Source organism: Aedoeadaptatus nemausensis, from assembly GCF_903819165.1.
GTDB lineage: Bacteria > Bacillota > Clostridia > Tissierellales > Peptoniphilaceae > Aedoeadaptatus > Aedoeadaptatus nemausensis.
In genome coordinates this window covers 1-10,810 of sequence record NZ_CAIJCS010000007.1, presented here as the reverse complement: position 1 = coordinate 10,810, position 10,810 = coordinate 1, and the positions used below count along the sequence as shown (strand labels likewise).

Annotated in this window: 10 protein-coding genes; 3 read left to right on the top strand and 7 right to left on the bottom strand. The window is 49.7% G+C overall.

All coding sequences use genetic code 11. The features are described from left to right. On the top strand, nt 1–1,438 hold a 1,438-nt coding region (locus PEPTYR26121_RS00185), incomplete at its 5' end, for an S-layer homology domain-containing protein (RefSeq protein WP_180498061.1). A 663-nt stretch (nt 1,439–2,101) separates the two neighbouring features. On the opposite strand, the gene PEPTYR26121_RS00180 is transcribed toward PEPTYR26121_RS00185, so the two are convergent. From PEPTYR26121_RS00180 to PEPTYR26121_RS00170, 3 genes are all read right to left on the bottom strand, one after another. Further along, complete coding sequence (locus tag PEPTYR26121_RS00180; RefSeq protein ID WP_180498059.1) at nt 2,102–2,353, bottom strand: GlsB/YeaQ/YmgE family stress response membrane protein; 252 nt, start codon at nt 2,351–2,353, stop codon at nt 2,102–2,104. 102 nt (nt 2,354–2,455) lie between these two features. Continuing rightward, the gene (locus PEPTYR26121_RS00175) at nt 2,456–4,261 is read right to left on the bottom strand and encodes an ABC transporter ATP-binding protein (RefSeq protein ID WP_180498057.1); all 1,806 of its coding nucleotides are present in this window, start codon (nt 4,259–4,261) and stop codon (nt 2,456–2,458) included. Next, the gene (locus PEPTYR26121_RS00170; RefSeq protein ID WP_180498055.1) at nt 4,254–5,972 is read right to left on the bottom strand and encodes an ABC transporter ATP-binding protein; all 1,719 of its coding nucleotides are present in this window, start codon (nt 5,970–5,972) and stop codon (nt 4,254–4,256) included. Before PEPTYR26121_RS00170 ends, PEPTYR26121_RS00175 begins: the two co-directional genes overlap by 8 nt. Nucleotides 5,973–6,049: 77 nt before the next feature. Between PEPTYR26121_RS00170 and PEPTYR26121_RS00165 the strand changes: the two genes are divergently transcribed. Further along, nucleotides 6,050–6,625 (top strand): hypothetical protein, encoded by a 576-nt coding sequence (locus PEPTYR26121_RS00165; RefSeq protein ID WP_180498053.1) that lies wholly within the window; start codon nt 6,050–6,052, stop codon nt 6,623–6,625. Then, nucleotides 6,626–7,114, top strand: coding sequence for an LURP-one-related/scramblase family protein (locus tag PEPTYR26121_RS00160; protein ID WP_180498051.1), 489 nt, complete (start codon nt 6,626–6,628; stop codon nt 7,112–7,114). A 43-nt stretch (nt 7,115–7,157) separates the two neighbouring features. Here PEPTYR26121_RS00160 and PEPTYR26121_RS00155 read toward each other — a convergent pair whose 3' ends face one another. The 4 genes from PEPTYR26121_RS00155 to PEPTYR26121_RS00140 form a co-directional block, all read right to left on the bottom strand. Continuing rightward, nucleotides 7,158–7,754 (bottom strand): PepSY domain-containing protein, encoded by a 597-nt coding sequence (locus PEPTYR26121_RS00155; RefSeq protein ID WP_180498049.1) that lies wholly within the window; start codon nt 7,752–7,754, stop codon nt 7,158–7,160. 114 nt (nt 7,755–7,868) lie between these two features. Then, a complete protein-coding gene (locus PEPTYR26121_RS00150; protein ID WP_180498047.1) occupies nt 7,869–8,924 on the bottom strand; it encodes a methyltransferase domain-containing protein in 1,056 nt (351 codons plus the stop codon). Nucleotides 8,925–8,936: 12 nt separating this feature from the next. After that, complete coding sequence (locus tag PEPTYR26121_RS00145) at nt 8,937–9,761, bottom strand: MIP/aquaporin family protein (protein ID WP_246285842.1); 825 nt, start codon at nt 9,759–9,761, stop codon at nt 8,937–8,939. A gap of 171 nt (nt 9,762–9,932) precedes the next feature. Next, a complete protein-coding gene (locus PEPTYR26121_RS00140) occupies nt 9,933–10,484 on the bottom strand; it encodes a hypothetical protein (protein ID WP_180498043.1) in 552 nt (183 codons plus the stop codon). Nucleotides 10,485–10,810 lie beyond the last annotated feature (326 nt).

Below are 10,810 nucleotides of genomic sequence, written 5' to 3'. Positions count from 1 at the left end.
AGTCGAAGTTGAAGTAGAAGGCCACAAGAAAGGCCAAGACGACAACGGCTCTGAAACCCCTGGCGACAAGAAGACCACAGTTGATGAAACCGGTAAGCAACCCGTTAAACCGACTGACGACAAACAAGACACCGGCGTTAAAGTCGAAAACAAAGACGACGGCACGAAAATCTCCGCAAAAGATGAAGACGGCAACAACGTTCCCGTTGAAATCGACGAAAACGGCAAAGTCATCGTAACACCCGGTAAGAATGTTGACGGTCCGATTACTGTAGTAGTGGAAGATTCTGACCTACCCGGCGGCAAGACAGAAGTCGAAGTTGAAGTAGAAGGCCACAAGAAAGGCCAAGACGACAACGGCTCTGAAACCCCTGGCGACAAGAAGACCACAGTTGATGAAACCGGTAAGCAGCCCGTTAAACCGAATGATGAAAAACAAGGTACAGGCGTAATCGTTAAAAATCCGGATGACACAATAAAAGTTACAGCAAAAGATGAAGACGGTAAAGATGTACCTGTCGAAATCAATCCCGATACCGGCGAAATTGAAGTAACGCCCGGTAAGGATGTAGACGGTCCGATTACTGTAGTAGTGGAAGATTCCGATCTACCCGGCGGTAAGACAGAGATTGAAATCGAAGTCAACGGCCACGAAAAGGGTAGAGACGACAATGGAAGCAACTCCGGTAAGGACGACGGTTATATCTGGTTGAAACCTGTTAATCCCTCCGACAACAACAAGGTTGACGACAATAAGGGTAACAAGGATAAACACGAAACCGCTATCCACAAGCTGTATATCTACGGCTACAAGGACAATACCTTCCGTCCCGAAGGCAATATGACCCGTGCCGAAGCGGCTGCTATGATTGCACGCCTCAAGGGCCTCGATATGTCCAACAACGCTAAACCGAACTTTAGCGATGTTAAGAGCGCTTGGTACAACAGCAGTATTAATGCTGTGGTTAACGCAGGTTATATGAAGGGTTATCCCGACGGAACCTTTGCTCCCAATGGTAAGATCACTCGTGCGGAATTTGCACAAATGATCATGGCCATCGATAAGGCAAACGGCGCCGCAGTACCTTTCGCCGACGTGAAGGGCCACTGGGCTGAAGCTGCCATTGCACAAGCATACGGCAACGGACGCATTGCAGGTTACCCGGACAGCACCTTCCGTCCGAACAACAACATTACGCGTGCTGAAGCGGTTACTGTTTTAAACAAACTCTTCGATCGCAGTGTGAACGAAAACGGCCTCGCCGCTGTTCGCGCAGACATCGTACCGTTTGTAGACGTAACGGCTAACCACTGGGCTTATTTCCAAATCATTGAAGCATCCAATACGCACCAATTCTACCGCACCGAACAAGGTAAAGTAGATGAAACGTGGGTTAAACTTCTTCAAACTTGGAAGCAAGCTTTAGAAAACCGCTAGAATTAAAAAAAGAACTGAGCTTAGGCTCGGTTCTTTTTTTGTGCGCAAACAAGTATATGGTTTATGAATTGGTTTTTTATTTTCGCTCTCGTTTGACGGGCGACGTTGTTGGCTCGACTCACAGAACATCCTTTTGCGACACAGCCCAACACCAATCTCGGGCAAAATCATCGCACACATTTTGCGGGCGGGTAGGACCCGCCCCTACATTGGGCTTCATCAGGGACGGGCGATTTTATATCGGGCTAATTGTATGTAGAAATATTTTCCAAAAAACATACCTATTGCGTCGTTTCGTAGGGGCGAGCCTGCTCGCCCGTTAGACAAAAGCGAAAATAAAAATCCAACTCATAAAACACCCTTATGCGACACAGCCCAACAGGAATCAAATGGCGTTAGCCATTTGCACATCTAAAAAGCGTTAGGGTGGAAAGGAAGGTGGTTTTAGGAGGAGGGAAAGAGGGCGAATCGCAACGCCCTATTCCCTCCTCCTAAAATAAAGATTATGAATGAATGTTTAACTTTTGGAAGAAGATGGATGGAGCAAAGAGCAGAATTCTTCGCACACATTCTGCAGGCCCGCCCCTACGGTTGCGCAGGAAATGGTTATACAGAAAAAATTTTCCGCCTTAAAAAACGCCCCTTTTACAGGGCGTTCCGTGTTTATTTGCGTTCTTGAATTTTGTTTACAATTAATAGCAAGATCACACTGCCTGCCACAGCGATCAGGAGGCTGTATAAGTTAAAGCCGCTGACTTTGCCCAGGCCGAAGAGGTTGCTTGCGATGAAACCGCCGATAAAGGAACCGACGATACCGGTTACGATATTGGCGACGGCGCCCATGGAGGCGTCTTTACCTACGATTTTACTTGCGATCCAGCCTGCTAATGCGCCGAAAACTAACCAAAAAAACATTTTATTCTCCTTTCACGAGTATTTATATGTTTATGATGACATTATAGAGATACCCGTAGAGAACATCGTTATTCACTTTACTGTAAATTTTTCCGCGGAAACTTAAATTTCTTTTCCCTCGAATTGAGAGCGGTACAGATTGTAATACTCTCCCTTTTTGGCCATGAGTTCGTCGTGGCTGCCCTGTTCCACAATATTCCCTTTGTCCAGGACGAGGATAGTGTCCGCACCGACGATGGTGGAAAGGCGATGGGCGATGACGAAGTTGGTGCGTCCGTGCATAAGGCGATCCATGGCTTTTTGTATAAGTTTTTCCGTCCGCGTATCCACGGAGCTCGTGGCCTCGTCCAAAATCAAGATGTCCGGATCGGAGATAAGGGCTCTTGCAATGGTGAGGAGTTGCCGTTGGCCTTGTGAAATTTCCGAACCCGATTCTGTGATCTTGGTTCGGTAGCCTTCGGGAAGTGTGCGGATGAAATTATCCACATAGGTGGCCTTGGCTGCCGCCACGATTTCTTCTTCCGTGGCGTCGTCTTTGCCGTAGGCGATGTTGTCGTAGACCGATCCCGTAAAGAGCCAGGTATCCTGGAGGACCATGCCGAAATGGCTCCTGAGGTCGCTTCGGGTGAAGTTTCGAATGTCTTCGCCGTCCACTGTAATGGCGCCTCTGTCCACTTCGTAGAAGCGGAGAAGGAGGTTAATGAGGGTGGTCTTGCCGGCGCCGGTGGGCCCGACGATGGCCACGGTCTCTCCGGGATTAACCTTCAAGTTAAAGTCTTTGATGATTTCCTGTTCCGGAGTGTAGCCGAAGTGGACGTGATCGAAGATGACGGCGCCCTCTACTTTTTCCATGGCCACCGGATTTTCCGCTTCGATTTCTTCTTCCGCATCGAGGACGCGGAAGACGCGATCGGCGGCGGAGATGGCCGATTGAAGGGCACCCACTACTTCCGCCATGCCGTTGATGGGCTGGTTAAGCTTTCTGGAGTATTGGAAGAAAGCCTGTATGGCTCCGACGGTTATGCGCCCGGCGTAAACCATATAGCCGCCGAAGACGGCGATGGCTACGTAGCCCAGATTCGAAATAAAGCCCATAAGGGGCATGATCTCGCTGGATATAAACTGGGCTTTGTAGGAGTTTTCGTAGAGTTTTTCGTTGATGGCGTCGAATTCTTCCAATGCTTTTTCTTCGAAGGTAAAGCTCTTGACTACTTCTTCGGAGCTGATGATCTCTTCCATATAGCCGTCGATGCGGCCCATTTCGTGGCTTTTTTGGCGGAAGTAGCGCTGGCTGATGCCGGCGATTTTTGCCGTTACGAAGGCGCTCGTGGGCAGGACGATAAGGGAGATGACCGTGAGCCCGGGTTCGATATAGAGCATCATGGCGAGGGTGCCTATGATGGTTACCACGGCGCTGATGGTCTGGGCGATGTTTTGTCGCATATTACTTACGATGGATTCCATATCATTGACCATGCGGGAGAGTAAGTCGCCGACGGTAAACTGATCGAGGTAGGATACGGGCAGTCTTTCGATTTTTTCGGATAGTTCTTTCCGAAGGGTGTACACCATTTTCTGGGTCACCTTCACGAGCATCCGTCCCCTTACGAAATAAAAGGCGGAAGATAGGCAGTAGAGTGCGACGAGGATCAGGATGATTTTCCCGAGGTAGTCGTAATCTACGGCGAGGCCCGCTTTAATGGAATCGTAAAGGCTTGTGATGCCCAATCCCAATATCCAGGGCGTAAAAATATCGAAGGTAGTGGCCGCCGTCGTAAAGAAGACGACGAGGAACATGGGGAGTTTGTCTTGGTTTAAATAGCCGAAGAGACGCTTGATAATGCGCCGGCTGTCTTTGCTTCTGAGGGAGCGGCGGTCTCCTTCCGCCACGGGGCGTATTTTAGCCATTGACGACCTCCTCTCCAAGTTGGGACGCGGCGATTTCCCGATACACTTCGGATGTTTTCATAAGTTCATCGTGTGTGCCTCGGGAGATGATCTCTCCGTCTTCCAAGACGAGGATCTGATCGCAGTCCAGCACCGTCATCACCCGTTGGGCGACGATAATGGTGGCCGTACCTGTGGTCATAGGTTCCAGGGCCCGGCGAAGTATCCTGTCGGTTTTAAAGTCCAGGGCGGAGAAGGCGTCGTCGAAGAGTAATACTTTCGGCTCCTTGGCCAGGGCTCGCGCAATGGAAAGGCGCTGTTTCTGTCCGCCGGAAAGGTTCTTCCCGGTTTGGGCCACTTCACTGTCCATACTCTCTTCCATAACACTCACGAAGTCCCAGGCCTGAGCCACGGAAAGATAGTTTTTCGCCACTTCGTCGGCGAGACGTTCGTCGTGGGAAAGGCCGATATTATCCCGCACGCTGCGCTTTAAGAGTTTGGCCTGCTGTGGAGCGTATCCCAGGGCTTGGCGCAGTTCTTTTTGGGAAAGTTTTTGAATGTTGACGCCGTTTAAGCGGATTTCTCCGTCGGTTACATCGTAAAAGCGATGGATGAGTTTTAATATGGTGCTTTTTCCGCTTCCCGTACCGCCGATAATGGCGATTTTTTCTCCCGCTTTTACCTCAAAGGAAAGATGGGAGAGTACGGGCCGCTCGGCGCCGGGATAGGCGAAGCTCACGTCGTCGAAGACCAGGGAGGTTTCCCCTGCCGGCAAGGCCACGGTGTTTTCTTCTTTTTTCACCGGCGTGTTCAATACCTCGACGATGCGATCGCGAGAGGCTTTGGCGCCGGGGTAAAGGGCGAAGAGCATGGCGAACATGCTCAGGGCGAACATGATCTGGGAAATGTATTGAATGAAGGCCATGAGATCGCCGACCTCGATGGAACCTGCGGAGATTCTACCGGCGCCGAAGTATAAGATGGCCACCATGGTCATGTTGAAGATAAGATTAAAGGCCGGGAGCATGACAATGAGATAGTTGTTGACCCGTTCGTTGACTCTCCGCATATCTTGATTGACGCGGCTGAAGTGGGCGTCTTCGAAGCTTTCTTTCTGGAAGGCACGGATGACGCGAATGCCCGTAAGCCGTTCTCTGAAGCGCATGCTGATTTTATCCATAAGCTCCCTCGACCGCATAAAGCCGGGGAGGGATTTTTTAGCGATCATAATCACCACGCCGAGGAGCATAGGGGCGGAAATTAAAATAATGGCGGATAGTTTTATGTCGGTGGTCAGGGCCATATAGGCGGCGCCGATAAACATAAGGGGCGCCCGCACCAGGGGACGCAAGATCACCACGGCCATTCGCTCCAGCTGGTTAATATCGTCGGTGGCCCGTGTTAAAATGGAAGGGGCACCGAACTGTTCGAATTGCTCGAACCCCAGATGCATTACGTGGGAAAACAGGCCTTGTCGCAGATCTCTCGAAAAGCCCATGGCGATTTTCGCCGCCAAATAGCCCGCCGCCGTCATGAGCAGGACGGAGACGAAGGCGAGGCCGATCATACGCAGGCCGTAAGATAAAATAATATCCACATTGCCTTTTAAAACCCCGTAGTCGATGATGTGACTCATAAGACGGGGCAAAAAAAGATCCGCGAGGATGCTCATGGCGATGAGCAGAATCTCGGGGATGATCAGTGGAATGTAAGGTTTAATGTAGTCTTTCATTTCACCATCCTATTTCTAATTTATTCTGAAAAGTTTATAATCGTATTAATGATACCCGAAGGAGGGGAGGGATACACATGGGAAATGGCTTGAAACTGACACAATCGCGATTTGTGAACATCGAGGGGCGCTACGGCTTCGATCAAAATGCTTTGGCGGGTCGCTGGAGCCGCTATAATGTGGATCGCTCCTGCGGCATTGCGGCTCTCGCCAATTTAATATCCTATGGCAGGGCGCAATTCGCCATGAGCCGGGGGGAATCGCTGGATCTGATGGACCGCATTATTTACTACGCGCCGCCCAGACCCTGGGGCATCGCCCGGCCGGGGATTTTAATGGGGGCTCTCGAGGCCATGGCCCTTCCCTTTTCTCCCGATGTGCTTTCGGGAAAGGTCTCGGGGAAGGAGGCCCTGCCTTTTATCGAAGAGCATCTCGCCCACGATCGGCCCGTAGCCCTTTTAAACACCAATCACCCCCACAAGGCCTTCCGCTACCATTGGGTGACGATTACGGAGCTTTTGGAAGAAGAGGGGGTGCTCATGGTCCGCTTTTCTTCCTGGGGCGGCCGTTATAAACTGCCCTATCATATTTTACTATCCGATAAAACCGTGTACCGGGCGCTGATCGCCCTGGTCCCACGAAAGGAGCAATGAATGAAGACCCTTTATGCCAAACAAAAAGTTTTTAAAATAGAAGACCACTACCCGATTATGGATGAAAACGGGGAAGCGGTCTACCAAGTGGATCAGAATTTTAAATTTTTCGGCTACGAGGTTCACGTCTCCCGGGCCGACGGCACGCCGGTGTTCGTCATTACCCAGGAACTGTTAAATTTCCTGCCTACTTTCCACGTGGATTTTGAAAACGGCGAACACATGACGATTAAATCCCGTATCAGTTTCTTAAAGAAGAAGATCGATGTGGATTACAGCGGTAAAAATCTTTCCATTACGGGAGATGTCTGGGATTGGGATTTTGCCATTCAAGAGGGCGAGAGGGAAGTAGCGTCGGTTACCAGGAAATTTTTAACCTGGGGCGATACTTTTACCCTGGATATTTTCGACGAGGCTTATAGCGACGTGGCCGTGGCGGCCATGATCGCCATCGATCGCTTGATCGACATAGAAGAATCCGCCAATTAAAAAACTCCCTTCGCCCTATTGGGTAGAGGGGAGTTTTTCGGATTTAATCTTTTTTAATTAATTCTCCGGTGTCCAGATTGTATTTATAGTCCAGGTCCTGCCCTTTGGCGTTTTCCAGTTCAATTTCCAATTCGGTATAGGCAGGGCCTTCCTCGTATTCAATGCTGAAGGAATGGAGCTTATAGTCGCCTCCCGCATCCTTGAGAGATTCGGCGATGAGATCCTCTACGCGGCCTAAATGAGCTACGTCCAGTGCCTTTTTCCCGGAGGTATCATCTGTTTCGACTTTATCCTTCGCAATGGAGCCGTCAGAAGCCTTGATTTCCATTTCATACTCTTTACTCTCGTCGAAACCTTCGATTTCGTAGTAAAATTCGCCATTTTCGCGATCCAGGCTCAGCTCTTCGAACTTCGCGTCGGGATATTTATCCGTAAAGACTTTGAGGGCGTCTTCTAGACTGATCATCTTAGAATCGGAAGTTTCCCGGTTTTCGGTCTGCACGTCAGCTTCATGATTTTCCGCCTGTACCTCGTTCTTGCTTGGTTCGGGCGCCGGGGTGTTTTGGTTTACATTCCCTGTCGACGGTTGGCAACCTGCCAGGGCGAGTGTGAGCCCGGCTAAAAGTATTATTTTTTTCATGACAACATCCTTTCTCATTAAAAACTATACCCGAAAGCATGTATTTTCAAGCAGAAGGATACGGTCTGTAGGGCGACAGTAAAAGAGCTCCCTTCGTGAGGGGAGCTTTTTTAATTAGCAGCAACTTCCGCCGGAGGGAGCGTCTTCTTCATCGTCTCCGCCTGTGGAGCAGCCTTCGAAGGGGCCGAAGTGGCGGCTGCGATCGCCGTGGATGTCGAAGTATTTGGCGAAGCGGGTTTCTTGAATCATGGCGCAGGTATTGCCGCAAACGGAAGCGGGAAGGCCTTCATAGAAACGGTGGTGATCGTCGAGATCGAATGCATCTTCGCTACCTAAGATGCCGCCTTTATAGGTGACGAACTGGCCGTATTGTTCGCAAATATCTTCCATCATATCGGGGATCTTCATGGCGCGGACGGTGCGGGAGGTAAACCCGATATTGCCGATACGCTTTTCGATCTCGGGATTGTCGATGGCGGCTTTGGTGGTGGACATATAGCGGAAATCTTCCCAGCCCACTTTGCGCATAAGCCGTCTGAAATCTTCGATATACATAGCGCCGCCGATACATTCGCCGAGGAGTACCGGATCGCTTTCTAAAGATTCCGGCAAACGACGGTCGGCGAAAATGTCGGAGAAGTAAAGTTCGCCGCCCCGCTTCAATACGCGGAAGATTTCTTTAAATACACTTTCCTTATCCGGGGAAAGATTAATGACGCAGTTGGAAATGACGATGTCGATGCTTTCGTCTTCGATGCCTAAAGATTTCAGGTCTTCGATATAGCCTTTTTTAAAGGTAACATTGGATTTTTTGTAGCCGAATGTTTCCGCCATACTGTCCCGGTGTTTTTCCGCAATGGCCAGCTGGTCGTCGTTCATGTCCACGCCGATCACGTGGCCTTCTTCGCCGACGAGTTTCGAAATGGTGTAGACATCGTAGCCCGTGCCGCAGCCCAAGTCTAAAACCGTAAGACCTTCCAGGGCATCGGGAATGGGGGAGCCGCAGCCGTAAAAGCGTTTGACGATTTCCTCATCTACGCTTGCGCGAATGGCCTGAATATGATCGGGGGTGCCGTCCAATGCACAAGAGCAGATGCCAGTCTCCATTTTGCCTTCTTGTTCTTTCGTGATATGGCTGTAATATTCTTTAATATTTTCGTGATTATGCATGGTAATCTCCTTTTAACAACAGTTTGTATTAGAAGTTGACGATTGAATGGGTTCGATAATTTTTGTAAAGATCAGAGCCGCCAGTGCTCCGCCTATAAAGGGGGCGAGAACGTAGACGATCATGGCATCCGATGAAAAGGCGACGTCTTTCCAGCCGGCAAAAAAGCCGACGATTCTCGGGCCGATGTCGCGGGCCGGATTGAGTCCGGCATTGGTCATGGGGCCGATGGTGGCAATGAGGCATGAGATCGTAAGGCCGATAAAAAGCGGAAAAATATCGTCGCTTGGGCGGCCAAGATTACAACCCTCGGTCATGGAGAAGATAATGATGACGAGAATAAACACGCCGAATCCTTCGGCAAAGGCGGCGACGGGTGTGGAAATAACGCCCTTTGTCGTGTTGGGGAACACTTCGCACCAAATAGAGGAAGGGGCGCTGGCTACGGAAAAGTCTATATTTTCCGCGGCCATGGCGGCCAGGGAGCTGTCTTTAAAAAAGATCCAAAGGACGATGCTCGCGACAATAGCGCCTAAAAGTTGGGCGGTAAGGTATACGGGGAAAATTCTCCAGGAACTCCTTTTGCTGATGCACATGGCCAGGGTAACCGCCGGATTAAAGTGGGCGCAGGACAAATTCCGCGTGGCGTAAATGGCAATGGCAATGGCGATGCCCCAAATAATACCTACTTGGAAAGGACCTGTGTGGGCGCTGTAAAGAGTGGCCGTGGCCACGGCGCCGATGCCGAAAAAACACATGAGGAATGTGCCGATAAACTCGCCGGTCCACCCTCTCGTGGTGGGGGAGTATCCGCAGCATTGTGTCTGATTGTCTGACATAAAAACCTCCATCGTAAAATGATATATACACTCATCATTTTATCGAAGAGGAAGAGAGGCGGTCAATGGAAGAGACGTTCTTTCACATAGTATAGAAAAAACCTTTATTTTCATTCTAACATTACATTTTTCAATGAAAAAAGGCAACGGATGTTGCCTTCTAACTCTTTATTAATAAATATAGCGACGATCGCCCTCAATTTCGTAGCGTAAATCTGTGTTTGCCAGAAAGCCTTCCCACCATGAATCGATTAAACGGTCGTAAAGTGCCGGGTCCTCGTAATAGGGAGCGTGGACATTTAGGGTTACCTGCCAGGCAAAGCCCTCGTCGCAGTTGACGGGCATGTGCACGCGATCGCAGGGCATGCCGTTTAAGAAGAAGCTGTCGTAGGTTTGAAAAGCCTCTTCGGCCGTACCTTGAAAGTGTAATTTTTCGGCGGATTGTTTTACGATTGAAAGAAGCTTCTCCTCGTCCTTTTTCGCCATGGCCGTTGCGGCGAAAGCCAATCGCTCCTCGGCGAGAGCCACCCTTTCGGCGAGCCAGCCGTGAATATTCGAGGTGTCGATGACCTCTTCAAGGGGAGCGTCTTCAATAGATGGAAACTTTTCCTCCAGAGTGCGACGAATGGCGTCGTCTTCCGTTGCAATATCCTTTGCGAGACCATCGGTAGAATGGATTTTATCGTACATTAATTGGTGAATCGGTGCTAAAAATAAACTCATGATAACCTCCTGATAAGATCTTACGAGAAAAAGAGCATCTATTCCGTAACAGTGGTTACCATATAGAAAATACCCGGCACATAGTTTTCGAGGAAAGGGTGCGTTTCATTTAGGTGAAGATCATGGCATGCCCTACATTGGGTTTCATCAGAACCTTTTGATTATCAATTGGTTTAGATAACCCTTCAAACCTTGTCGCGGGGAAGGGGAAAGGGCTCAGAGGCGAAGTAACCCGGTCCCCAAGATTTGGACATTTCCCCTACCTTAATCGTGTATAATTCAAATAAGGAGGTAAACCATGGGACGAGGAAAACTAACAACTGAAG

Bases quoted from the DNA above. Each gene is read 5' to 3' on its own strand.
- PEPTYR26121_RS00150 (WP_180498047.1), bottom strand. From the start codon at position 8,924: ATGCATAATCACGAAAATATTAAAGAATATTACAGCCATATCACGAAA.
- PEPTYR26121_RS00175 (WP_180498057.1), bottom strand. From the start codon at position 4,261: ATGGCTAAAATACGCCCCGTGGCGGAAGGAGACCGCCGCTCCCTCAGA.
- PEPTYR26121_RS00155 (WP_180498049.1), bottom strand. From the start codon at position 7,754: ATGAAAAAAATAATACTTTTAGCCGGGCTCACACTCGCCCTGGCAGGT.
- PEPTYR26121_RS00140 (WP_180498043.1), bottom strand. From the start codon at position 10,484: ATGAGTTTATTTTTAGCACCGATTCACCAATTAATGTACGATAAAATC.
- PEPTYR26121_RS00145 (WP_246285842.1), bottom strand. From the start codon at position 9,761: ATGTCAGACAATCAGACACAATGCTGCGGATACTCCCCCACCACGAGA.
- PEPTYR26121_RS00160 (WP_180498051.1), top strand. From the start codon at position 6,626: ATGAAGACCCTTTATGCCAAACAAAAAGTTTTTAAAATAGAAGACCAC.
- PEPTYR26121_RS00165 (WP_180498053.1), top strand. From the start codon at position 6,050: ATGGGAAATGGCTTGAAACTGACACAATCGCGATTTGTGAACATCGAG.
- PEPTYR26121_RS00170 (WP_180498055.1), bottom strand. From the start codon at position 5,972: ATGAAAGACTACATTAAACCTTACATTCCACTGATCATCCCCGAGATT.
- PEPTYR26121_RS00180 (WP_180498059.1), bottom strand. From the start codon at position 2,353: ATGTTTTTTTGGTTAGTTTTCGGCGCATTAGCAGGCTGGATCGCAAGT.